General features: G+C 55.0%; 25 protein-coding genes. 15 read left to right on the forward strand and 10 right to left on the reverse strand.

The window, feature by feature from the left end; all coding sequences use genetic code 11:
• Nucleotides 1-44: 44 nt before the first annotated feature.
• Nucleotides 45-2,345 carry a hybrid sensor histidine kinase/response regulator gene (locus tag MBOO_RS13225; protein ID WP_198324433.1) on the forward strand — a complete coding sequence of 767 codons (2,301 nt, stop codon included), beginning with the start codon at nt 45-47 and terminating at the stop codon, nt 2,343-2,345.
• 55 nt (nt 2,346-2,400) lie between these two features.
• On the opposite strand, the gene MBOO_RS11005 is transcribed toward MBOO_RS13225, so the two are convergent.
• Together MBOO_RS11005 and MBOO_RS11010 are read right to left on the reverse strand one after the other, a co-directional pair.
• Nucleotides 2,401-3,342, reverse strand: a complete 942-nt coding sequence (locus MBOO_RS11005) for an ABC transporter substrate-binding protein (RefSeq protein WP_012107681.1) — start codon at nt 3,340-3,342, stop codon at nt 2,401-2,403.
• Between the two features lie 3 nt (nt 3,343-3,345).
• A complete protein-coding gene (locus MBOO_RS11010; protein WP_012107683.1) occupies nt 3,346-3,834 on the reverse strand; it encodes a helix-turn-helix domain-containing protein in 489 nt (162 codons plus the stop codon).
• Between the two features lie 103 nt (nt 3,835-3,937).
• Between MBOO_RS11010 and MBOO_RS11015 the strand changes: the two genes are divergently transcribed.
• The 5 genes from MBOO_RS11015 to comE are packed head-to-tail and all read left to right on the forward strand — an operon-like array spanning nt 3,938 to nt 8,471.
• The gene (locus MBOO_RS11015; RefSeq protein WP_012107685.1) at nt 3,938-4,750 is read left to right on the forward strand and encodes an ATP-binding cassette domain-containing protein; all 813 of its coding nucleotides are present in this window, start codon (nt 3,938-3,940) and stop codon (nt 4,748-4,750) included.
• Nucleotides 4,747-5,454: a GTP-binding protein gene (locus MBOO_RS11020; protein WP_012107686.1), complete on the forward strand. Its 708-nt coding sequence runs from the start codon at nt 4,747-4,749 to the stop codon at nt 5,452-5,454. Before MBOO_RS11015 ends, MBOO_RS11020 begins: the two co-directional genes overlap by 4 nt.
• Before the next feature lie 6 nt (nt 5,455-5,460).
• The gene (locus MBOO_RS11025; RefSeq protein ID WP_012107687.1) at nt 5,461-6,075 is read left to right on the forward strand and encodes a (Fe-S)-binding protein; all 615 of its coding nucleotides are present in this window, start codon (nt 5,461-5,463) and stop codon (nt 6,073-6,075) included.
• Between the two features lie 10 nt (nt 6,076-6,085).
• Nucleotides 6,086-7,360, forward strand: a complete 1,275-nt coding sequence (locus MBOO_RS11030) for a cysteate synthase (RefSeq protein ID WP_012107688.1) — start codon at nt 6,086-6,088, stop codon at nt 7,358-7,360.
• Nucleotides 7,353-8,471, forward strand: a complete 1,119-nt coding sequence (comE, locus tag MBOO_RS11035) for a sulfopyruvate decarboxylase subunit beta (RefSeq protein ID WP_012107689.1) — start codon at nt 7,353-7,355, stop codon at nt 8,469-8,471. The genes MBOO_RS11030 and comE overlap by 8 nt, the downstream gene beginning before the upstream one ends.
• Nucleotides 8,472-8,528: 57 nt before the next feature.
• Here the strand turns inward: comE and MBOO_RS11040 are convergent, their stop codons facing one another.
• Together MBOO_RS11040 and nadA are read right to left on the reverse strand one after the other, a co-directional pair.
• The gene (locus MBOO_RS11040; protein ID WP_012107690.1) at nt 8,529-9,395 is read right to left on the reverse strand and encodes a methanogenesis marker 8 protein; all 867 of its coding nucleotides are present in this window, start codon (nt 9,393-9,395) and stop codon (nt 8,529-8,531) included.
• A gap of 137 nt (nt 9,396-9,532) precedes the next feature.
• A complete protein-coding gene (gene nadA / locus MBOO_RS11045) occupies nt 9,533-10,441 on the reverse strand; it encodes a quinolinate synthase NadA (RefSeq protein WP_012107691.1) in 909 nt (302 codons plus the stop codon).
• A 126-nt stretch (nt 10,442-10,567) separates the two neighbouring features.
• Between nadA and MBOO_RS11050 the strand changes: the two genes are divergently transcribed.
• Complete coding sequence (locus tag MBOO_RS11050; protein ID WP_232385608.1) at nt 10,568-10,762, forward strand: MoaD/ThiS family protein; 195 nt, start codon at nt 10,568-10,570, stop codon at nt 10,760-10,762.
• 4 nt (nt 10,763-10,766) lie between these two features.
• On the forward strand, nt 10,767-11,714 hold the full coding sequence (locus tag MBOO_RS11055; RefSeq protein WP_012107693.1) for a TIGR00269 family protein: 948 nt from the start codon (nt 10,767-10,769) through the stop codon (nt 11,712-11,714).
• Here MBOO_RS11055 and fdhD read toward each other — a convergent pair.
• The 3 genes from fdhD to MBOO_RS11070 are packed head-to-tail and all read right to left on the reverse strand — an operon-like array spanning nt 11,688 to nt 13,702.
• Nucleotides 11,688-12,467, reverse strand: coding sequence for a formate dehydrogenase accessory sulfurtransferase FdhD (gene fdhD / locus MBOO_RS11060; protein ID WP_012107694.1), 780 nt, complete (start codon nt 12,465-12,467; stop codon nt 11,688-11,690). The genes MBOO_RS11055 and fdhD overlap by 27 nt on opposite strands.
• Before the next feature lie 5 nt (nt 12,468-12,472).
• Nucleotides 12,473-13,309, reverse strand: a complete 837-nt coding sequence (larE, locus tag MBOO_RS11065) for an ATP-dependent sacrificial sulfur transferase LarE (RefSeq protein ID WP_012107695.1) — start codon at nt 13,307-13,309, stop codon at nt 12,473-12,475.
• Between the two features lie 45 nt (nt 13,310-13,354).
• Complete coding sequence (locus MBOO_RS11070) at nt 13,355-13,702, reverse strand: transcriptional regulator (protein WP_012107696.1); 348 nt, start codon at nt 13,700-13,702, stop codon at nt 13,355-13,357.
• Between the two features lie 242 nt (nt 13,703-13,944).
• Here MBOO_RS11070 and nifS point away from each other — a divergent pair, with 242 nt between their 5' ends.
• Genes nifS through MBOO_RS11095 form a run of 5 tightly spaced genes read left to right on the forward strand, consistent with a single transcriptional unit; the run spans nt 13,945 to nt 17,095 of the window.
• A complete protein-coding gene (nifS, locus tag MBOO_RS11075) occupies nt 13,945-15,141 on the forward strand; it encodes a cysteine desulfurase NifS (protein ID WP_012107697.1) in 1,197 nt (398 codons plus the stop codon).
• A complete protein-coding gene (nifU, locus tag MBOO_RS11080; RefSeq protein WP_012107698.1) occupies nt 15,134-15,568 on the forward strand; it encodes a Fe-S cluster assembly scaffold protein NifU in 435 nt (144 codons plus the stop codon). Before nifS ends, nifU begins: the two co-directional genes overlap by 8 nt.
• Nucleotides 15,569-15,611: 43 nt before the next feature.
• Complete coding sequence (locus tag MBOO_RS11085; RefSeq protein ID WP_012107699.1) at nt 15,612-16,388, forward strand: HesA/MoeB/ThiF family protein; 777 nt, start codon at nt 15,612-15,614, stop codon at nt 16,386-16,388.
• Nucleotides 16,378-16,656 carry a ubiquitin-like small modifier protein 1 gene (locus tag MBOO_RS11090; RefSeq protein WP_012107700.1) on the forward strand — a complete coding sequence of 93 codons (279 nt, stop codon included), beginning with the start codon at nt 16,378-16,380 and terminating at the stop codon, nt 16,654-16,656. The genes MBOO_RS11085 and MBOO_RS11090 overlap by 11 nt, the downstream gene beginning before the upstream one ends.
• A 16-nt stretch (nt 16,657-16,672) precedes the next feature.
• Complete coding sequence (locus tag MBOO_RS11095) at nt 16,673-17,095, forward strand: molybdenum cofactor biosynthesis protein MoaE (protein ID WP_012107701.1); 423 nt, start codon at nt 16,673-16,675, stop codon at nt 17,093-17,095.
• A 30-nt stretch (nt 17,096-17,125) separates the two neighbouring features.
• Here the strand turns inward: MBOO_RS11095 and MBOO_RS11100 are convergent, their stop codons facing one another.
• A complete protein-coding gene (locus tag MBOO_RS11100; RefSeq protein WP_012107702.1) occupies nt 17,126-17,362 on the reverse strand; it encodes a hypothetical protein in 237 nt (78 codons plus the stop codon).
• A gap of 159 nt (nt 17,363-17,521) precedes the next feature.
• Here MBOO_RS11100 and MBOO_RS11105 point away from each other — a divergent pair, with 159 nt between their 5' ends.
• The gene (locus MBOO_RS11105; protein WP_012107703.1) at nt 17,522-19,051 is read left to right on the forward strand and encodes a small ribosomal subunit Rsm22 family protein; all 1,530 of its coding nucleotides are present in this window, start codon (nt 17,522-17,524) and stop codon (nt 19,049-19,051) included.
• 17 nt (nt 19,052-19,068) lie between these two features.
• On the opposite strand, the gene MBOO_RS11110 is transcribed toward MBOO_RS11105, so the two are convergent.
• Nucleotides 19,069-21,012, reverse strand: coding sequence for a type IV pilin N-terminal domain-containing protein (locus MBOO_RS11110; RefSeq protein ID WP_048068462.1), 1,944 nt, complete (start codon nt 21,010-21,012; stop codon nt 19,069-19,071).
• Nucleotides 21,009-22,427, reverse strand: a complete 1,419-nt coding sequence (locus tag MBOO_RS11115; protein WP_012107705.1) for a hypothetical protein — start codon at nt 22,425-22,427, stop codon at nt 21,009-21,011. The genes MBOO_RS11110 and MBOO_RS11115 overlap by 4 nt, the downstream gene beginning before the upstream one ends.
• A gap of 1,137 nt (nt 22,428-23,564) precedes the next feature.
• On the opposite strand from MBOO_RS11115, the gene MBOO_RS11125 reads away from it, so the two are divergent.
• A complete protein-coding gene (locus MBOO_RS11125) occupies nt 23,565-23,996 on the forward strand; it encodes a hypothetical protein (protein ID WP_012107706.1) in 432 nt (143 codons plus the stop codon).
• Nucleotides 23,997-24,092 lie beyond the last annotated feature (96 nt).

Here is a 24,092-nt window from a genome sequence, read left to right on the forward strand (position 1 = left end):
TAATAACGCGCACGACAACCCGATCGTATCGGGTGTATGTTTTCGTGATACATGTTCTTTCTATCGACGACGAACCCGCCCTGCTCGATCTTACCCGGCTCTTTCTTGAAAACACCGGGGAATTTGCCGTAACGTCAGCCGTCTCCGCAGAGGAGGCACTTGAGATCCTTAAGACCCGGAGGTACGACGCGATCGTCTCGGATTACCAGATGCCCGGCATGAACGGGATCACCCTTTTGCAGCACATCAGAGGTGCAGGAGATACCACCCCGGTAATCATTTTCACCGGGAGGGGACGTGAAGAGGTGGTCATAGAAGCGATCAACAGCGGTGCCGACTCTTATCTCCAGAAAGGGGGAAACCCAAAGGCCCAGTTTGTCGAACTCGCAGAGAAGCTCCGCCAGATTGTCCGGCGATCGCGGGCCGAAGGAGCCCTCCGCAAGGCAGAGGCACGGTACCGGGCGCTCTTCCAGAATGCCTCGGACATTATCCGGATCCTGGATCACCAGGGCAGGATCGCGTACGATTCTCCCTCAGCCGCAAAGATCCTCGGGTATGCACCCGGTTCCCTGGAGGGGCGGAATCCTCTTGATTTTGTCCATCCCGAAGATCGCGACCGGATCCAATCCGATCTGGCCCTGGTCTATAAAAAGAAAAACCCGGGAACGCCCTCCGAGTTCCGGATACAAAAAGCAGACGGCAGGTATATCTGGGTCGAATCCATCGCCTCCAACCTGATAGGAGAGGAAGACGTCGATGGCGTGGTGGTTACCACCCGCCCGATCACAGAGCGTAAGGAGGCAGAGATGCGGCAGAAGAAAAATCATGAGGAGCTCTTTGCCGCATTCGAGCAGCTGACGGCAACCGAGGAGGAACTCCGCCAGAACTACAACGAGCTTGCCGCAAGCGAACAGCGGAGGATGGAAACAGATCGCATGGTACGCGCCTCCGAAACCTTTCTCAAAAACATCATCACTGACGTCAGTGAAGGCATTGTAGCCCTGGACTCTTCCCTGCGCATTACGCTCTGGAACCCGTTTATGGAAACCCTCACCGGGATCCCTTCTTTGCGGGTGATGGGAAAACGGCTGGACGAGATCTTCCCCCAGTCCAAGAATACCGGCATCCTTGCCATGATCGAACAGGCACGTACCGGGGAAACAGTGGAGACTGCCGATCTCCCGGTCCTGCTGAATGCGAAAAAGGAGACCCCGATCTGGGTGCGGGGAATTGCCTCCCCCTTAAAAGACCACGAAGGTTCGATCACTGGCGTAATCGGGGTTGTCCAGGATATTACTGCACGCAAGAGAGCGGAGCTGGCATTGCAGGAAGCCACCCGTGAGCTCCACGAAAGCGAGGAGAAGTACCGGACGGTCTTTGAGGCAAAAAACGACCCCCTCCTCCTCGCCGATGCGGAAACAAGGCGTATCATCGATCTCAACCAGGCGGCAGAAGATTTATACGGGTATTCCCGCAGTGAGATGCTCGGGATGACGCTGCTGGAGCTCTCTGCTGAACCGGAGAAGACAAAGGAGGTCCTCGACCAACGGGTTCCCCGGGTTGCCCTGCGCTACCACAGAAAAAAAGACGGCCTGGTCTTTCCCGCCGATATTGCGCTTGCCTGGTTCTCTTTTAAAGAAAGATCCGTGCTTATCCTCTCCATCCGGGATCTGACCGGCGTCCAGCAGATCGGCGATGCCCTCCGGATCGCAAACGTCAAGCTCAACCTGCTTATCGGGGTAACCCGCCACGACGTGCTAAATTCACTTACCCTGCTTTTGGCCTATAACGGGTTCCTCAGGGACCGCGAGGTCGATGATCCGACCCGGGACCTTCTTGAGAAACAGGAAAAGGCCCTGCTTGCGATCCGCAGCCAGATTGAGTTCACCCGCACCTATGACGATCTCGGTATCAAGGCCCCGGTCTGGCAGCATGTGGGAAATACCGCGGTACGGGCCTATGCGCAGTTTATCCATACCATCTCATTTACCTGCGAGACCGGCGACCTTGAGATCTATGCGGATCCGATGCTCGAGAAGGTCTTCTACAACCTGTTTGACAATGCATTCCGGTATGGTGAAGGTGTCACCAGGATCCGGCTGTACGGGGAAGTAGACGGAACCGACCTGCTCCTCTTTTTCGAGGATAATGGGATTGGCATCGCTGATAGCCAGAAGAGCCGGATCTTCTCCCGGGGCATTGGCAAAAATACCGGCCTTGGACTCTTTTTAACCCGGGAGATCCTTGCCATTACCCGTATCGGAATCGCAGAGACCGGGGAGTACCGGAAAGGGGCGCGGTTCGCACTCCGGGTGCCCCGGGGTGCATACCGCCTGATGAAGTGAAACCCGTAATCCTTTCAGGGTATGACCCGGCACGTAATCCGGGAAACTGTGTACATCACGCGTCTGCGATCCCGTCAGCGTAATGGTGGGGTCCCGGGTGGACGATTTCTATCAGTGACCGCTCAAAGCACTCGTCCTCGCGGATCAGGCGGGAAATATACCCGAGGGTATGAAGCGTTTGTGCGAACTTCATGGTGGACGCGATATACTCCGGCGGCAGCGCCGCGCAGTATTTCGGTGAGATCCGGTAGGTTTCAAGAACAAAACCTGGGTCCACCATCCCGGTTGTCCCTGCCACGATCCGTGCACATGCAGCCGGGTCACTGCGGATCCACTCGCATGCAGCCTCATGGGCGGTTAAAAACCGGGTAAGGAGATCGCGATTTTTAAGCATCCTGCGCATCACCACGATGCCATAGCTGGGATTGAACGGCCAGAGCCGGTCCGGCGGGATCACGATCCTGCCATTCCCGTACGTCCGGGCAGTTGTTGCAAGCGCCGGGGTACCGGCGGCAGCGGCAATCTCCTTCTGTACGAGTGCATCGGAGAGGAAGTCTGCCCAGGGATAGTTGCGCACGGAGATGTCCGGCCTCCTGTTCTTTTCCAGCAGATCGGTAACGATCACATCATGAATGGAGCCTTTCGGGGGTGTCCCGATCGCTTTTCCTGCAAGCTGGGAAAAGAACGCCTGCATGCTGCCGCATTCATCAAGGGTCCGGATCGTACTGTCCGCAATCATGACCGTTCCTTCGATATGGCCGCCGGCGATACAGGCAAGTTCCAGCCCCCGGTCGATCCCTATGATGACCGGTGGCATACCGATATACCCAAGGTCAAGCCGCCCTGCCTGCATTGCACTGATGATATCCGGCCCCGAGGGGAAGAGCGACCAGGTTGCACGGACACCCCGTTGTGCAAGAAGATCCGAGCCGCGGAGCAGGAACGCAGTATGGTAAAGGGTGGAGAGATGGCCGATCCTGATGGTCTCATCCGGCATGATTTATCCGACCTTTCTGAGTACAGCGTCGATAGCTTCATCCACGCAGGAGAGTTCGGGGCGGAGCATTCCCACGGGTACATCGACAATCTTCTCGACCATCGTTGCAAGGATCGGGGCGCAGATGATCCCCGATGCCCCGTCCTTTTCCGCCCGGGCGGCAGCGACAATGCATTCGTCAAGGGAGTGAGCGGAGTACCCCCGTATGACATATTTCTGCCCCCCGGCTTCCACTTCCCGGGTGGTAAAAGAATCGAGCAGGAATTTTGCCGCAATCACCGCGATAAACCGGTTGCGCTCCGGTTCTAATACAGACACGATCTTTTTTACCGTGGATAGGCGGGGATCCCGCTCCCCCACCGTCACTTTGTACAGGGTAGAAACAGGGATACCGGTCAGTTCCGCGAGCTCTTTTACCGTCAGGTTCTTGCGTTCCAGTTCTTCGTTGAGGGCCGTAGTGAAATCGATCTCAAATATCCGTTTCGAGAACATATTATCCTTTATGTGGTATTTTTAGGATTATAATTGTTACTATAAGGTTAATTTTTTTGTAAAATTGGAAAGCTATTTGAAGAATCCCGCAGATGATCATGCGATGTACAACGAGAAGGCATACGAACTGACCGTGCTTCCCGGCACCAACCGGAACGGGGAGCAGGAAGGCTTTGACCGGATCGTGATCCGCCCGGGAGATTCCCTCTCTATTGTCGGGCCCACGGGGTCCGGCAAATCGGCATTCATCAACGATATCGAGGTACTGGCACAGGAGGATACCGTAACCGGGCGAACCATTCTCGTAAACGGGGAGGAGCCATCAGAAGAGCTCGTGCGCGACCCGGCAAAAAAGCCCATCGCGCTCATCTCCCAGAACACCCGGGTGATTGCCGACCTTTCGGTCTCCCGTTTCCTTGCGCTGCATATTCAGGCACGGGATACCGGGGCAGGCCGCCTGATGGCCCGCACCATTGCACTCGCGAACGAATTTACCGGTGAAAAGATTGCCGAAGGTATGCGGATGACCGAGCTCTCGGGAGGCCAGACCCGGTCGCTCCTTATCGCAGATGCAATCCTTGTCGGCCAGACCCCGATCCTGCTTCTTGATGAGGTGGAGAACGCCGGGATCAACAAGGAGCGGGTCATTGCCTGCCTGCGGGAATATAAGAAAGCCGTGATCTTTGTCACCCACGACCCCTATATCGCCCTCATCACCGACCGGCGTATTGTTATGAAGAACGGAGCGGTGTCTGCGGTGATTGAACCTGACGGATCCGAACGTGTTGTTACCAGTACAGTTGCAGAGATTGACGCGTACCTGTGGGATCTCAGGGAGAAGATCCGCAACGGGGACCGGGTAGATACACCGGATATCATTCCTGCAAATCACAAAAAGGAGGTAGTTGCCGCATGAAACTCGTAATCGTTGCCGGCCCCCCAAGCGCCGGAAAGACCGCGGTCATCCGCCAGATCATAAAAAAATTCGTAAAGTCCGACAAACCTGCGTATCTCAAGATCGATGTGGTAAAGGCATTCGAGGACGAGGAACTCGCTGAAGAATTCAAAATCCCGACCCGCAAGGTCTACTCGGGCGATCTCTGCCCTGATCATATGGGCATCATGGTACTCAGGGACGCAATCGCCTGGGCAGAAGGGATCGGTGCCGGTATCCTTATTGTCGAGAGTGCAGGGCTCTGCCTCCGCTGCACTCCGTACACTACGCAGGCATTCGGCATAGCTGTACTTCCCGCCGTATCTGGTAGCAACTCACCCCTGAAAATGGCACCCTTAATCGCCCTTGCCGATGCAGCCGTAGTCACCAAGACCGATCTGGTTTCGCAGGCGGAAAAAGAGGTATTCCGGGAATGCATCCGCAGCGTTGTCCCAAAGATCGATATCATCGAAACCAATGCCGTGCAGGGGACGGGCCTCCGGTACCTCCTCAAGGCCATCAGCAAGTACCCTACAATCACGGATGCAGAAGCCATAGCGCTCCGGGGTACCCCGCCGCTTGGGGTCTGCACGATCTGCATAGGTAAGAAAGAGATCGGGTGGCAGCACCACTTTGGTGTGATCCGCCCGCTTGAAGAGGCAGATAACCTCTACCGGGGGGACTAAAACGCCATGGCATGGGTTCCCCCCGGAAAAGACTGCGGTGCGTGCGGCCTGCCGAAATGCAGGGATTTTGTAAAAGCCGTGAAAAAGGGGAGCAAGACGGAGAGCGACTGCCCGTATTATACAACGGATCACTGCGCTATACAGCGACAGACGAGCTATTCAGGGACCGACGTCACCGGGGCCAAGTATGATTTTATCATACGGGCATTCCCCGGTGAACCCTCGGCACGTAAGTTTGTCGTGCCCTTCCGTGCCGATCTCGTGGAAAAGTGGGACATCCGGGCAGGGGCGCTCATTACCGGCCGCCCCGCGGGCCCGGGCTGTCCCCTGTACCATGCGCTCCGGGTACTTTCTGCAAACCCCATTACCGGTGTCCTCGAATGCCACACGGTCGGCCCGCTTGAGGCACGAAAAGAGAAGGCTTTCGATGTGCAGGCCTACCATGTCCATGCATTCGAGGGTATTGCCGAGACCGTGATCCGACCCCCCACCCTTGGGCTCCGCCAGCGTTTCCTCCCCGGCTACTGCATGATCGATCTCGCCCACACCGCACTTGTGAACATGGTCCTGAAGAAAAAAGACGGGGTCCATGTAAGGGTGGAAGACATCCGGATCCTCTAAAGGGTTCCGTATGATCCCCAAGTACCGCATCCGGTGCATCAGCGGGGGGGAGATTGTCCCCGATATCACCTCCCTTTCCTGCCCTGCCGGCCATGATTCCCTGCTGCGCACCGAGTACACCAGCCGCAGGCTGCAGCTCTCTTACCACAGCGGGATCTTCCGGTACCTTTGCTGGCTGCCCGTTACCGCCCCCTTACTCCCATCAGGGGGTCCGGTAACTTTTACCAGTGATGAGCTCTCCCGCGAGCTCGGGCTTTCCCGGCTTGCCATCTCCTTTTCCGGGTATTCCCCGGAGCATCACGCCTCCCTTACCACCGGTTCGTTCAAGGAACTCGAAGCCCTTGCCACCCTCCAGAGGCTCTGGGAACTGGGAAAGAAGATCCCGGTGATTGCATCCGCGGGGAACACCGGGCGGGCCTTCGCCGGGCTCTCGGCACAGTACGGAAAACCTGTTGTCGTGGTTGTACCCTCCAGTGCGGTCTCCCGCCTCTGGACAACGACTCCCGCACAGGACGTCTTCCTCGTTGCGGTGGACGGGGATTATACCGATGCAATCGCGGTGAGCACCGCGCTTGCAACGGTCCCCGGGTGCGTGCCGGAAGGCGGGGCAAGGAACGTTGCCCGCCGTGACGGCATGGGAACCACAGTGCTTGATGCCGCAGTCACGCTCGGCCGGATACCGGATCATTATTTCCAGGCTGTCGGGAGCGGCACGGGAGCGATTGCGGCGTGGGAAGCGGCGCTCCGCCTTATCGGGGATGGCAGGTACGGCACAAAACTTCCCCGCCTTCACCTGGCCCAGAATAAGCCATTTACTCCCATCGTTTTGGCATGGCAGCAGCGCCGTCGTACCTTTAAGCCGGAGCTTGATATGCCGGATGCACCCAATGCCATAAAGGAGGTAATGTCCCCGGTGCTCACGAACCGCAGCCCGCCCTATGGCATAGGGGGCGGGCTCTTTGATGCCCTTCAGGCAACGGAAGGGCAGATGTATGCGGTATCAAACGACGAGGGAAAGAAAGGAATGGCACTCATCAGGGATACTCTGGGGATCGATCCTGATCCGGCAGCAGCGGTTGCCACAGCAGCGCTCGTGCAGGCAGCAGCGGCCGGCACCGTTGGACCGGACGACTCTATCCTCCTCAATATCACCGGGGGAGGCTATGAAAGAATACGGGAGGATTATACTCTCTATCCGATCGAACCGTCTGTGACGGTCAATCAGCACGAAACCGGGGATACCCTGAAGGCAGAACTTTCACGGTGGGTCGCACACTATGGATGAAGACCAGATCATCGGGGAACTAAAAAACCAGGGGATCGACCTAATCGCTTCGATCCCGTGCGACAAGGCAAAGGGACTCTTTTTTGCGCTGCCGGACCACTTCCGGCATATTGGCCTGACCCGGGAAGAGGACGGGGTGGGGATAGCGGCAGGGGCGTACCTTGCCGGGGCCCACCCGGCGCTTGCCATCCAGAGCTCAGGCCTTGGGAACATGTTAAACGCAATACTCTCCCTCACGATAACCTTTGGCCTTCCGCTCCCGATCCTTGCCAGCTGGCGGGGGTGCGAGGGAGAGAAGATCCCGGCCCAGATCCCATTCAACCGCCCGCTCCCGGCTATTCTTTCCGCTGCCGGGATTGCCTGCACAGAAGTCTCCGGGCCTGATGCTGCGCATGAGATCGGGAAGGCGGTTGCGGCAGCGTACCGGAACCGGGCGCCGCAGGTCATCCTCCTCCGCCCGGAATGCTTTTCCGAATGCGGCGGCAGAACAGTGTTGCCGCAAGACCAGCCGCCACGTCTATTATCGTTCTGTTATACCCGGAGCTGGCGGCCTCCCGTTATGACCAGAGACGATGCCATCCGGGTCATTGCCGGAAGTGTACAGGATGAAATACTGGTCGCAAACATCGGTGTCCCATCAAAAGAACTCTACGCGGCGAAGGACCGGCCGGAGAACTTCTACATGCTGGGCAGCTATACGCAGGCATCTGCAATCGGCCTTGGTATCGCGGCTGCGCGCCCGGACAAACACGTGATCGTGATTGACGGTGACGGAAGCCTGCTTGGCTCGGCAATCCTCCCCGTTATTGCCGCAGCCGGCCCGAAAAATCTCACTATTGCCTGCCTTGACAACGGCGTCTTTGGGAGTACCGGTAACCAGCCCCGGCCCGGACAGGACAGCGCAGACCTCGCCCTCATGGCTCTTGGGGCGGGATTTGCACACGCTTCAACGGTACACGAGAACTGGGAATTTCAAGCCGCACTTTCGCAGAAAAACCGAGAAGGGCCGACATTTATCCATGCCCGTATCCGGCCCGGGAACAGCGAGGTCCCCAATATCCCTCTTTCACCCGAAAAGATACGGGACCGGTTCGTGGCTGCACTCTCATGAACCCTGAGGAAAAATAAGGGAGCGGGTGATAACCCGGGCTCTTTTTTCATTCCGTTTTTACAAGAGGGGATCGGGAAGTTCCGGACCGTAGACCGGAAGTTTTGAACCGGATACCAGCACCGGGCGATCCGACCGCGCAATCTTGTCGAGAATCAGTTGCTTCCCGCGCTTGGTAAGCGCAAAAACCGGCACGGCAGTACCTGCCTGGAGGAGGGCGCGGGCCCCTGCGATCTGCCAGATCCATCTCGAGGCGCAGGCAGTTACAATATCCGCAGCCCCGATAATCCGCTCAGCATCTTCTTCGGTAATGCCGCTTAAATGTACGCCGAAAATAAAGGCTTCCGGGAATTTTTCGCGGATCGCCAGTGCAGTACCTGCTGAAGCTACAGTAACGGCAACACGGGTAAATCCCTTCTCATATGCTTTTGCCGTCCCGAGCACCGGATCAACCATGGCTTTTGCGCGGTCAAGGACGATACCTCCACCCTGCTCAATCCGGTCCATCTCCTCAGCAAGCGGTGTAGTGCTCACAAGGCCGGACATCCTGCCACCGATGCCCTGAACCATCTCAGGCGTTGTCACGATCACTGTGCCAGCACCGTCACAGGCAAGGACGGCAGCGTCAAGGCTCCCGGACAGGATGCCGGTGCTGATCAGCTCGGACGCACCAAACCCGACAAAATCCACCGCCCCGCAGACATTCCGGTGCGGCTGGCACATGCCCCACGAATCCATCCGGTGCTCGATGTTGGCCTTTACCTCATCCTGCGTAATCTCGTTTACGGGCCGGGCAAATTTTTTTGCAAGCGGGCACTGGCGGAGTCTTGAGACTGAGACTTCTGCCACATTCCCGTTTTTGATAACGATCTTCGACCGGCCTATCGCTTCGATCACATGGATGTCATTCTCTTCGTTTTCAGCCATTGCCTCTCCCTCTTCTTCTCACGTCCCGCAGGATTGTCTTTCCCCGGGGAAAAGGTATCCTTAGCTACAGGACGTAACGATTGTTAATTAAGGGATCTTTTACTGTTCTTAAAATAAGAATCCGCGCTTTGGTGCGGTTATAAGGCAAGCATCCGCCCGATAGCCCGGCGGGCGCGGGATGCGATCTCATCCGGTACGGTAATCCTGGGCTGGCCCGTGACAAGAGCGTCCCGGACATGGACAAGGGTGGTCTTTTTCATATTAACGCAGACGGCCTTGTCCGAGAGTGGGAAGCAGCGCTTGCCCGGGCACTCTTTACTCAGGCGATGCAGGATGCCGATCTCGGTCCCGATGATAAACTCCGAGCCGGGGGAGGTCTGGACATACCGGATAATTCCCGATGTGCTGGCAACGTGATCCGCAAGGTCGATAACTTCCGGCCGGCATTCGGGGTGCACAACTACAGCTGCGCCGGGATGCGCATCCTTGGCACGCGCAACGTCATCGGGTGTGTACCGGTCATGGACAAGGCAGAATCCTTCCCAGGGCAGGACTTTTTTTTCGGTAAACCGGGCAGCATACCGGCCGAGGTTTTTATCCGGGACAAAGATGACACGATCTTCGGTGAGGGAATTGACCACGCTTATGGCGTTTGCGGAGGTACAGCATATGTCGCTTTCCGCCTTGACACCGGCAGTCGTATTCACGTAACAGACCACTGCCGCCCCGGGATGGCGGGCGCGGGCAAACCGGAGCTCTTCAGCAGTCACCATCTCCGCCATGGGACAGCAGGCATCCGCTGCGGGCAGGAGGACTGTCTTGTCCGGGGCAAGGATGGCCGCGGTCTCTGCCATAAAATCAACCCCGCAAAAGACGATAGTGTCGCCCTGCATTGCCGCTGCAGCGCGGGCAAGTTCCAGGGAATCCCCAGTGAGATCGGCAATATCCTGTACCTCGGGGCGCTGGTAGTTATGCGCAAGGAGGATCGCATTTTTCTTTTCTTTGAGCCGCAGGATCTCCTCCTGCAGCAGGGCGGTATCATCCATGAAGGTTAGCTCGCGTGGGGTTGTATCCTAGTAGTGTGTTGTTGAGTGTCAAAAACTCGCTGGCAGGATCCAGACCCTACCGGGATATTTATGCACCGGGCACTCCTACCCTCTTTTCGAGAGAGCATGAGAGTCCTTCTGCCGGATCAGGGAATCAGGGTGATCGATTGGGGCCCCGGCACGGTTGCGGCACTCCTGCAGGAGCTTGGGATCAATCCCCTTGAGGTGATGGTTGCAAGAAACGGCGCCCTTGTCCCCGAGCAGGCAGCAATCGGCGGGGATGACGAGATCCGGATCATCCGTATCGCGCACGGGGGGTAGCCGGGTGGCCAAGTCAGCAGTCCCCTCCCGTATCCCGCCCTGTGCTATCTGCGGGGAACCGGCGGTCATCTGCCAGCCTGCACAGAAGCGCCATCTTTGCGGTACGCATCTTATCCAGGATCTGGAAGCCCGGGCAGCGGCAACCATCCGGGAGGGGGACCTGATCCACCCGGGCGATCGGATCGCGGTGGGCCTGAGCGGCGGCAAGGACAGCACTGCACTCCTGGTTATCCTCTCCCGGCTCCTGCCCGGATTGCCGGAGGTAAAGATTGTGGCCATTACGGTAGACGAAGGGATCGCCGGATACCGTTCTGACACGATAAAATCGGCGGAAGCACTGACCCGGCGCCTCGGCGTGGAACACCGGATGGTCTCGTTCCGGGATCTCATCGGGAGTGATCTCGACACCCTGCTTTTGGGACGCGGGAAACAGGCCTGTACCATCTGCGGCATCCTGCGCAAGAAAGCCCTTATGGATGCGGCCCGAGACTCCGGTGCAACCGTGATTGCCACCGGCCACAATCTCGATGATGAGGCACAATCGGTCCTGATGAATGCCCTCCGGGGGGATCTTCCCCGCCTTGTCAGGGACGCCGGCGCCGGCCGGTCAGCACCCTTTCTCCCGCGGATTAAACCCCTTGCGGCAATTGCAGAAAAAGAGATTGCCGCATACCTCTTTGTCCAGGATCTCTTTCCCGTGCTGCCCGAGTGCCCGTACACCCGGTACGCGCTCCGTGCAGATGTACGGTCCCTGCTTGCCGGGCTGGAGAGCCGGTATCCCGGTACAACCGCCAGCCTCGGGGAAAGCAAAAAAAAGATCCGAGGGTATTGTGCGGGAACCCCGGTAATGACCCCCCTCAACCGGTGCGGGGAGTGCGGCGATCCCTGCTCGGGCGATCTCTGCCAGGTCTGCCGGCTCAGGCACTCACTGGAGAGGGGAAGGGATTCCTGAGATCCGTTCCGGGTGAGTGTAGATATTCATCTTTGCACTGCGGACAAAACCGATGATGCAGACCCCGTTCTGTTCGGCGATCTGCACGGCAAGGGTCGTTGTTGCCCCCCGCGAAACGATCACCGGGATACCGGCAACCAGACACTTGCGCACCATTTCCGAAGAGATGCGGCCGGAACAGATGGCAAAGGTTCTGGAAAAATCGGTGCCCTTTTTGAGGCCGTACCCGATCACGCGGTCAAGGGCATTATGCCTCCCGATATCCTCTGAACGGGTAATAATACCTGCCTCAGAAGCAAGCCCGACCACGTGGATGCCCCCGGTTACCGTATGCAATTCGGAATCGAGCACCTCAACGGTGGTCTTCCGGATCAGATCGACGGGGAACGGCTGCCCCGGGAGGATCCGGGGGAGTTTTTCGGTATCGATAAACGATGCTGCCCCTCCGCACCCGGAAAGGATGGTCTTTTTCGGGCCAAGCACTTTAAAGAGATTCTTGGTGATCACGCTGATCCGGTTTGTCTCGATACGGATGGACTCGATCTCCTCGGCACTTTTGATGATCTGCTCGGTAAACAGGTAGCCGGTGACAAAGTCCTCAAGGTCCGATGGGCTCATCATCGCGGTCATCGCATGCCTGCCATTGACAAAAACCGCTTCGGGCACCTCATCGATTACTTCATGCAGCCCGGATTTTGCGCCCTCTGCGTCCAGTTTGATGCAGCGCACCTTCTTAAACATCGGCACCGTCATCGCGGTCACCGTGCCGGTCCCGCAGGAGTCTGCCTGACGGCAGAGGGGAGCACCTCATCCATACTTCCGGTGCGGTACCCCTCGAGATCGAGGGTGACATAGGAGAAACCAAGCCCGTGAAGGGTCTTTGTCACGTCTGCCTGCATATCCAGTACTGCATTCATCTCTGATTTGGGTACTTCGATGCGGGCAATCTTCCCGTGGATGCGGATGCGCACCTGGCGAAATCCGTTCCGGTGCAGGAACGCCTCGGCTTCCTCGATCATGTGGAGTTTCTCCCCGGTTATCTCATCGCCATAGGGAAAGCGGGAGGACAGGCAGGCCGCCGAGGGTTTGTCCCAGAACACCATGCCTTCATTCCGGGCAATCTCGCGAATCTCGTTTTTGGAAATGCCAGCTTCAAGGAACGGGTGGACAACTCCTTCCTCGGTGCTGGCAACAAGGCCCGGCCGGTGCTCCCCGGTATCTGAGACATTGATACCATCGGCAACGCAGGCAAATCCCAGTTCCCGCGCCCGCCATTTGAGCACGGCAGCCGAATTCTTCTTGCACCAGTAACAGCGTTCGGCAGGGTTCTTCGTGAACCGTTCATCATCCATCACCTTTACAGGGAGGATCTCAAGGTCAAGCTGGTACTTTTGTGCAATGAGCCGCGCCTCCTCAATTGCTTCCCGGGGCACCACCGGGCTGTCAAGAAGAACGCAGCGGCTCCTCTCCCCGAGTACCTTCTGTGCAAGGACTGCAAGCAGGCTGCTGTCCACCCCGCCGGAAAAAGCAACGAGCATAGAGCCCCGCCCCACTATCTGATCACAAAGACGCTGACGCCGCTCATCAGTACTCATTACAAACCCGCCTTTTTGGATCCCTTGATTTGACTCATCCGGGAATCAGCTGCCGCACCGGGGATTTTTTGGGGAAGTGTTACCCCCGCCACACTGATATTCCTCGCCTTCACGCAGCTGGTGGCAGATATCGCAGGTGCGCTGCACGAGATTCACCTCTTTACCCTCTTTTAAATCCCGGGCCAGCTGCTCTATCGAAAGCTTCACATCATTCTCGAACTCAATGCGGTAACCTCGTTTCCCTGAGAGGTACTGGGAAACCGCAGAGGGGGCAATAGCAAGCATGCGGGCCGCCTCCACCTGGGATACACCGCACTTTACCAGCTCCACTGCGATGGCGGCACGGATTGCCGGCAATACATCCCATACGATCTTCTGGCAGGGGGCTTCCATTATATCACAATCTTTAAGTTATCACAATTGTTACATAATCAATTGTATTCACAATTGTGAATTTGTTGTGAGGCCATAAATATATTCCCGCGGACATCCCGCCCACGGAGCATCCGGATGGGGTATAAATATCAATACTACCGATAGTAGTGAAAACCTGTTGCCAGCAACAAAAGGATAATCAGACGAAACGCGCACATATTCACTCAATTACTCACTTAAAAACGACGAGGTTCAAGAGCATGGGAGAACAGCGTATAATCTACATGGATCATTCCGCGACAACGTATACAAAAGAAAATGTTGTTGAGGCAATGCTTCCCTACTTTACCCGGCACTTTGGAAATCCTTCGTCCATCTATGGTATCGCCCGCTATACAAAGCAGGCCATAGACACGGCCCGGGCCCAGGTGGCAAAGGCAATCGGGGCAGAGCCCGATGAGATCTACTTTACTTCGGGAGGCAGCGAATCCGACAACTGGGCAATAAAAGGTGTTGCATACGCCAACCGGAAACGGGGTAACCATATTATTACCACAAAGATCGAGCACCATGCGGTCATTCATACCTGCCAGTTCCTTGAAAAAGAGGGATTTGCGGTCACCTACCTCCCGGTGGACAAGTATGGGCGTGTCGATCCGGCAGAACTTGAAAAAGCGATCACCGACAAAACGATCCTTGTCTCGATCATGTATGCGAACAACGAGATCGGTACGATCGAACCCATCCGGGAGCTCGCGGCAATAGCACAGAAGCATAAGATATACTTCCATACCGATGCAGTGCAGGCAATCGGGAATGTCCCTATCAATGTCAGGAACGAAAAGATCGATCTGCTCTCCCTTTCCGCCCATAAATTCTACGGGCCCAAGGGCGTCGGCGCCCTCTATATCCGGAATGGTGTCCGGCTCGATAACCTGATCCATGGCGGCGGGCAGGAAAAGAAGAGACGGGCCGGCACGGAGAATATTGCGGGAATTGTCGGATGCGGGAAGGCAATAGAGCTTGCCACTGCCGATATTGAGGGGCATAATGTACGGATTCGTGCGCTGCGCGATCGGCTCCTCAAGGGGATCCTTGAGAGGATTCCCCATGCATACCTCAACGGCCACCCCACAGAGCGGCTGCCGGGGAACATCAATATCAGTTTTGAGTTCATCGAAGGGGAATCCATGCTCCTGTGGCTGGACGACGAGGGGATCTGTGCCTCGACCGGGAGCGCCTGTACCTCCGGCTCACTCGAACCCTCGCATGTGCTTCTTGCCACAGGTCTTCCCGTTGAGATCTCGCACGGCTCTCTCCGGCTGACCCTTGGTGATGTTAATACAGAGCAGGATGTGGATACTGTGCTTGAGGTACTGCCAAAAGTGGTATCCCGTCTGAGGGAGATGTCTCCCTTGTACCAGTCTGCAGGAAAGAAAGGAGGGTGTAATGTATAGCGAAACCGTAATGGATCATTTCAAGAATCCGCGCAATGTCGGAGAGATTGAGAATCCCGATGGTGTCGGGGAGGTCGGGAACCCGGTCTGCGGCGACATCATGAAGATCTTCTTAAAGATCGAGAACAACATCGTTGTCGACGCGAAGTTCAAGACCTTTGGCTGCGGGGCGGCAATTGCATCGAGCAGCATGGCAACAGAGCTTGTCCGGGGAAAAACTCTTGAGGAGGCATGGCAGCTCTCCAACAAGGCCGTTGCCGAGGCGCTTAACGGCCTGCCACCGATCAAGATGCACTGTTCGGTGCTCGCGGAGGAGGGCATTCATAAAGCAATCAACGATTATCGTGTCAAACATGGTCTCGAACCCTGGCAGGAAACCTCTTCTCATGCCCATGAGCATGAGGAAGGAATCGAGTGCCAGCACTAGCATGGCGGCATCACTGCATCCACGCCGCCGGACCGGGTGAAGAATGCTCTCGGCCCGCGAGCGCGAACGGTATAAACGCCAGCTGATACTCTTTGGCGATGAAGGCCAGGAACGGCTCAAAAAAGCCCATATCTTCATTGCCGGGGCCGGAGGACTGGGCTCGCCGGTCTCCATCTATCTTGCGGTGGCAGGGGTCGGGACCCTCACCGTGGTGGACAAGGATGTGGTCGACCAGACCAACCTCAACCGCCAGATCCTGCACTATGACAAGGATATAGGAAAAAAGAAGACGGAATCCGCTGAAGAGAAGCTCATAGCCTGGAACCCGGATATCACCATCCGCGTGATCGATACCACCATCGATGCGGGGAATGTAGGGAAGCTGATCGGGCGTGCCGATGGGATTGTCGATGCGATGGACAACTACCCGACACGGTATCTCCTCAACGATACTGCTCACACAAAAAAGATCCCGTTCTTCCATGGAGCAATCCGGGGATTCTATGGCCAGGCCACAACGATTATTCCCGAAAAAACTGCCTGCCTGCGCTGTATCTTTCCCTGTGCCCCGCCCCAGGAAGTGTTTCCTGTTGTGGGAGTAACACCGGGCGTGATCGGTACCATCCAGGCAACCGAGGTCCTCAAGTATCTCCTTGGAACCGGGGACCTGCTGGCAAACCGCCTGTTGATCTGGGACGGGATGGCCATGCATACAGAGGAGATCAGGGTTGAACAAAACCCGGCCTGCCCCACCTGTGGAGCGAAGGTCAATCCACCTGAAACGAAAAGATCACAAAAGAGGGAAAAAAATGACAATTAAGGTACGGTTTTTTGCCCGGTTCCGCGAGCTGCTCGGGACCGATATCATAGTCACCTCACAGGAAGGAACGCACCTCCTTACGGTAGTGAAAAAGATAGCAGAAAAAAGCCAGGATGGGTATGATGCCATCTTCGATGCGAAGGGCGACTTCCGGGAATTTGTCATCGTAATGCAGAACGGCAGACGCGTGGAGACTGCCACTGCCGCCTCAACCCCCGTCACTGACGGCGACGAGATCGCGGTATTTCCCCCGGTTGCGGGCGGGTAGGCAGAGGAGGGCCGATATGATCGCGATCCAGACCGGCGATGTGGATATCGGGGCACTGATCACCGGCGCCAAAAAGAAAGGGACCGGGGCAATTGTTGTCTTTGACGGGGTTGTCCGCGATGACGATATCAGGGAAATAGAACTGGAAGCATACGAAGAAGTTGCCGTTCCCGAACTGGAGAAGATTGCCGCAGAGGCACAGGCAGCCTACCACCTTCTTTCCATTGACATCATTCACCGGATCGGCCGCCTTGCCATTGGCGAGAATATCCTGGTTATTGTGGTGAGCGCAGGTCATCGTAAACAGGCATACGAGGGCTCGCGGTTTATTATCGAGGCCATCAAAGCCGGCGTCCCGATCTGGAAAAAGGAGCTCTCCCGCAATGGCGATCGCTGGGTACCCGGGGAGCACTCGCACGGGCAGAGACCAAAAGACTGAGCCATCCTTTGCCTTATACCCTGTTTATGTTCAGGCCACTTTCTTTTCTGTGAGTTTCCGGTACATCTCCTCGCCCACGCATTCACGTGCGTGTTTACACCACTGCACGCACGATGCAATATCGTTGTAAATCTCAAACCCGCATTTACTGCATTTCACAGAGACATCATTAGAGAAGATTTCGACTTCCTCTCCACATTGCGGGCACTTCTTAATGGCAAGCGTCGGTGTCCGTATATTCGCTGCGCCGGGACAGTGGTCGTACATGGCTCACTTCTCTGGGATATGTTGTTTTCCCAGCTCATGAACCGGACGGATCAGGACGAGTGTCTAGGAAAACTCAGGGATCGGAAAGGATCCACCTCAGTGCATCAGGGAATCACCAACAAAAACACACAGGGCTGTTGAGGCATGGGTCATCCAAAGATGTATGAGTGCCTGCGGCAAAGATTCCGGCAGATCATGGCCGCAAAACAGTTTCTTTCAACAGTAAAATACGTGGCCGGCACAAAACCGGTCTTTTTGCTTTCCGAGATTGCGGCCTATCTCGATGATCCACTCACGGTCGGGCAGATGTATGCCGCGCTCCAGCCGCATCTTGCCGGCTTCGGGCTTTCCGCACTAAAGACCGGTGAAGATTATACAATCTCGCGGCCGCAACAATCCCCCCTCTATACCTTGAATACTGCCGAGGAAAAACGCCTTGCCGCATACCTCTCCCTTGGCTCCATGCCCTCCGTTCTTGAAGATGCCATTGAACAGTATATCACCCGCAAAACCGGTAAGGACTGGTCTGATCCGATCATCCTCGAACGGCTCCGCCATGCGATTGTCGCCCAGAAGGACGATTACTGGAAACCTGCAGACAAACGGTCACTCCAGTACACGAAAGGCTATGCCGTGCTCGGCTACCTGGCGTACCATTTCCCGGTCTATTTCATGCAGGCCCGGTACCTCTTCGCGCAGCTTGCCCGCGACGGCCTGCTCAAACGGGATATGACTGTCCTTGATCTCGGCACCGGGCCGGGAGTCATGCCGCTTGCCCTTGAGGATTTCTGGAGGTGTCTAGATAACGCCAGGGCGACCGTCTCCTCGATCGAACGTTCAAAAGAAAACATCGAGGCGTTTGGCGCTCTTGCCCGGAGCATTGCCACACCGGATCCCCAGGTAACGATAGAGCCCCCAAAGGAAGCGGATATAACCTCTCCCGGGGATGTGCTGCTTCCCGACCGTATAGACTTGATGATCTTTTCCAACGTGCTCAACGAACTGGCCGGCCTTCCCCTTGCAAAGAGAGCAGATCTGGTCATGACCTATGCAGAGCGGCTCGCACCCGATGGGACAATCCTCATTATCGAGCCGGCTGAGGAGGTGACCTCAACCGGTTTGCGGGCCATGTCCCTTGCGTTAAAGAAAAGGGGCCTCTCGATCTATGCGCCCTGCACGTTTGTCTGGGGGACGAACTGTACGCCGGACCGGTGCTGGAGTTTCCAGACTGCACCTTCCATCCGGCCCACCCGGATCATGAATACGCTGGCGTCATGTAATGAGCCGTTCCGGTACGTGAACACTGATATCAAGTACAGTTACGTGATGCTGCGCAAAGACGGGAAGGTTCGCACTTCCTGCAACATCCCAAAGGAAATGAAAGCCCTGCGGTTGTCCAAGGTACACCTGAACGTGGGAAAACGGATCACGGTGGTTGCGGCGAAGATGTCCGAGGATCTTGGCGACAAGGAGACCCATATATTCAGGCTCTGCGATGGTTCGGCGGAAAAACCGGTGTACGCCATGCTGCCCGCGTTTCATATTATGCCGTCTAACCGTGAGCTGGGGATTGCACCGTACGGAACGATACTTGAAATCCGAAACGTGCTGGTGCGGTATAACCCGGATCACGACGCGTATAACCTGTTCGTGAGCAGGGATACTATGGTCATACCCTTAGTTAAATAGTGAGATGTATTCAGGGATCAGGATAGGGAATACCCGGTCGCTCCACCGGTATAGTAAATAGTCGCCATGGGTCCGAGATTAATTCCACCTGAACCCATCCCCAGATTATAAACTGTGATCGGGGTAGAACTGACCGCATTGCATATCACGCATGCACCATTTGCATCGAATTCGGTTTGTGCAGATTGAGAGGGGACATTCAACGTAAGTGTCGATGTGAATGAACTGTAGCTGCCAATATATATTTGGGAAATCGTAGACTGGCCATAATCAACCCCGTTGATGGTCAGGTCAACATTATTGAGATAAAATGCACTGATTTGACTTGATGTGACATATATTGTTGGCACGTTAGTCCCTTGCGTGGTTGATTCTAATGTCAGTCGGACAACATCGCCATTATTAAAAGTATGCTGAGTGCCTCCATAGGTTATCGTGTAATAACTTCCCGTTACTGTGAACTGGATATATCCTCCACTCAGCAGATACCCCGGTTTCCCCGGGTAATTATTAGCATTCACGAGAACTGAGGATGCCGGGACGACATTACTGGTGACCGTAAATCCAGAGGAGAGTGTTGCGGTCTGTCCATCCGGATTTGTCATCACTACATTCCAAGCGCCGGTTGCTGCTCCGGCAAGACTAAATGTACAGGTGATCTGCGTTGATGACACCACATTCACGCTGGTCGCCGTAATCGTGTTTGATCCCATCGTCAGCTGGACAACGGTGGTCCCGCTGACACTGAAGTTTGTTCCTGCAAGATTGGTGATGCTTACCGATGTACCGGTTACCCCGCTGCTTGGCGTAATACCTGATAGTGTCGGCGCATTGAGCGCAAATGATGCTACAATGGTGTGGCTTGTTACCACATTTGAAAATGTATAGGTGGATATGGTTCCATTCGAGACCCCATCGATCAGGACATTGGAAATATGGTATCCTGAATTTGCGGTAATGCTGAATGTCTGGCTTGCACCATACTGAACGCTTACCGCACCCAATGGGGAAATGGTGCCTCCCGACCCTGATACTGACGAAGTGATAATCTGTACAGTATTGGCAGCAAACGATGCGATGATCGTGTGGTTTGAGGCGACGCTGGTGAACGGATAACTGGATACAGCACCTACGGAGCTTCCATCAATAGAAACGTCGGAGATGTGGTACCCTGAATTTGCCGTAATGGTGAATGTCTGGCTCCCGCCATAATTGACACTGATCGATCCATTCGGGGATATCATTCCTCCCGTAGTAGCATTGGTAGCACTGATCACGTAGGTGGTAAGCGCAAATGACGCCACAATGGTATGATTTGCAACTACATTTGAGAATGTGTATGACGACTGAGGACCAATTGAGGTTCCATCGATCAAGACATTGGCGACAGAATATCCGGAATTTACGGTAATGCTGAATGTCTGACTGGAGCCATAGGTGACATTAACCGATCCGCTCGGGGAAATAGTGCCGCCAGTTCCCGAAACAGATGATGTAATAGTGGAGGACGTTCCCGGTACCGGCGAAGTCGTTGCTGTCACTGTTGCCGTCGTCAGCGGTCCTGTCCCGAAATACGCCGATGTCAAGACCACTCCCGTGGAGCTATATCCGGTATATACGATCACCACACTTGACGGGGGAGTTGTCCCGGGTTTTGTATAGGTAAGCGTATTACCGATCGACCATGTGGATGGCAGGTTAATGCTGGAGGTAACGTCTGCCCCATCGACAAGAATCCGGTAGGTCCCGTTCTGGAGCGGATCCCCACCGTTGTGCTTGATATATACAATCTGGCTCTGGTTTGAGATGAGGGCACTTACCGCAGGGATCTTCTGCGCCTGGGGCTGAGAGAAGACAGCGACGGCAATAATCGATGCTGCGAGGACGACTATCGATATTAATAATACCGTTCCGATGATCTCGGAGACGGCAGAATCCTGTTTCCGGCACGGACGCATCATAAGCTCCCCACGCTCTGCACGCTGGCAGTAAGGTTTGCAGTCTTCACGCTGAGGGTTATATGTGGGGACGTCCCGGGGAAATTAATATAACTACCGTTTGTGGTGTTACCCGCCGCGTACAAGGAGGTTGGAATTCCACCGGTCTGGTTTGCCGCCGCGTTTAAGTAGGCTGCCCACATCACGGCAGCATTCGGGTCCGGTGTCGTGATATTGATACTTGCATTCCAGGTATTCAGGTTGATCGGCGCATAGGGAAGGCTGCCGGCATTGGAATCCAACGATGTTGAAATTTGTGCCGGGCTGCTGCCGCCAATCGCACCTGAATCTGCGGGATCATAAGCTATCGCCACGATGCTGATGGTAACATTCCCGTTCCCATTGTTGAGAAAAGTGATCTCCGGGGGTAGTTTGTACGTGATTCCATCAGACTGGGAGAGGAACACCCCGCCCATCTGGTAATAATAGGTCTGGGGGATCCAGTAGTTGTTGTTCGTGCTGTATTCAAGGGAGCCGAGAGGGACTGAGTAGGTATAATTGGTTTGTTGCTGGTAGGCGTACTGGGCGGTTGCCGTTGCAGTTGTAAGTTGACTGCTCGGGTCATATTTCGAAAAGTAAAGCGTCGCAGGGTACGTAATCGATGATTGTATCCCGTATGCCGCATCAAGCAGGTTAATCGAATAGATGGATCCTGGTTTAATATTTGAGTATATCACTGCACGATTCAACGTGGTTATACCATTTTTCACAACGGTTGCCGTAACATCAGATCCATAACAACTGGTCAGATAGGTCACATTATTTCCGGATCCGGTGGTCAGGCAATCGGAAATATCCGGGGTGATATTAATTGTTGCACTCCAGGTACTGCCATTAATCAGGACGCTTCCCGGAGCGGTGTTGTTCCAGAATGCATTTGTTGTTGAGAGGTTTACCTGCAGGCTCGAAGGTGCATTTAAAATTGCCTGTGAGGCTGATGATGTGGTAATCTGAACCTGAGAACCTGACGAAGTCGAAGTCGTATTGCTGATATAGGATGCGGATGACACGGTAAAAATTTCGGGTGTGGTTGTCCGCTGGTTGATGGCAAGTACTCCGCTCGATCCGATGGGCTGAAGAACAGGTATGATGCTTGTACTCCCCTGTGCGGTCTGACCCGCGGTGCCCAGAGGAAACGTGGTGCTCATGGCAAGACCGGTCTGCTGGTTTGTCCAGAGCGAATCGACACCAATCTTGTAACTGACGAACTGATCGTTTATGACATTCATGTGGTTGATCTCGTTCTCGCGGCCCTGTACCGGAACGCCATAGACCAGGTACAGGGAGAATGCCGCCATAATAATCCCAAGAATAAGCACAAACCCGATAACTTCAGAAAGAGCCCGTTCCCGACAGGCCCCGGCGGCAGTACATTCCATGTTCAGACTATTCGTATATTACTTTGCTTATAAAGTTGTTCGTGTCAGTTCACTCCTTCCTGTTCTGACAGGAAGTGTGCGTCTCTCCCTATTTCGGAGGAAGACCGATCTGCTGCTGGCAATATGGGGACCACGTCTCTCTTGCCGGCCCGGTAGCACAGGATCTGTTTTTACCGGAAAAGGCCGGTGAATTTCAAAGAGTCGGTTCCAGAAAAAAACTCTTTGGTTTGGTACAGGGATCATGAGAATTGTCCGGGACCTTTGATATATTTTTTCCGGAAAAGATCCGATCTGGCAGCCCGGGATTTCAAAAAAATCCGGGTCCCAGGCTTTGAGGATTCCGGAACATAAGCGGACCCCACCCCCCATTTAAAAAAAACAGTCACTCCCCTCCCTCCACTGTGCAGCCCTTTAAAAAAATTGGCCGGACCGATCGATTTCAAAATCGGTCGGGGTGACCTCTTTTCTTCCAGTACCACAACCAGTGTTTCCACTGAACTTTCAGGTGAGGCGGAGTGGTCGGTCCGATCGTTTCTGAAATTAGCCGGACCGATCAATTCCGGAATTGATCGGGGTGACCGATCGTACAGCGGGATCAGAGATAGCCCCCCTCATCCCGCTTTGCAATCCGCAGAAAAGTTGATCGGGCCGATCGATCTCAGAATTAGTAGCCCCGACCATGTGCTCACGCGAGCGGGGGGCCTCTTTTCCGGGAAATGTGCGGATCAGATGTTGAGGATTTTTACAAAAACCCGTATTATTTTGCACCAAAACCGATCGACCCGCCAGTAACCCTCAAATTCTTCGCTGGATCCCCAAAATATCCGTATTCTAAAAAAAATGTCCTGCAAATAACCCGCAGGTTTTTGAGAAAAAGGACATCCGGGAGTAGGAAATTCCGGATTCTCTCTTTCCCCTTTTTGTGAAATGGCCGGTTAAATGCATAACGAATTTTGTAAAACCGCTCCCTCAAACTGCCATGACGCAAAGATTAAACGTCACCTCCCGCGCATAGGGTTATTTCCTGAAATGAAGCATGCGGGAGCCTTTATGATCAGCTGCACTTTCACCCCGTCCGTGCCCTGCCTTTAAATGACCTCCCGCAGACGGTTGGGATACCGCACTAGGTGAACAAGCATGAACGCTCAACGAATAGAAACAGGCACGGAAGCCGGAGATGCCCTTGGATTTTTTGAAACCCTCTATTCCGGCTGGCTGGAACTCAGGGATCACCGCAGGCTCTATCTTCATTTCATCATTTCCCGGAGCAAAAACAGGGGCAATACCCAGAATTTAATCAGCGACTGGATTGAACGGGGGTACGATGTGCGGGTGGTAATGCCGCGTCCTATTATGCAGCATATCCTCGAAAAATTTCAGTTCGTCCCCTACAGGGAATCACTCCCGGACTGGTATGAAGGGATCGTAGAGATCTGGCGCAGGCCAAAGGTACAGCTCCGGTCAGGTTTGCCGGGTAAGGCAGATAGTTTTCAGGGAAAGGAAAGACTATCCATTTCGTCGTCAATAAACTCAAGATGGCAGAGGTATCCGGGATATTTCTGTGTGTAGAAAACATTCTCGATCCACGCATTCTCTCTCATATTTCAGCCTTTGTCGACAAAATTGTGAACTACGAGGATCTAAAGAAGTCATAAGTGCTCAGGC

Origin of the sequence: Methanoregula boonei 6A8 (genome assembly GCF_000017625.1) — an archaeon.
Lineage (GTDB): Archaea > Halobacteriota > Methanomicrobia > Methanomicrobiales > Methanospirillaceae > Methanoregula > Methanoregula boonei.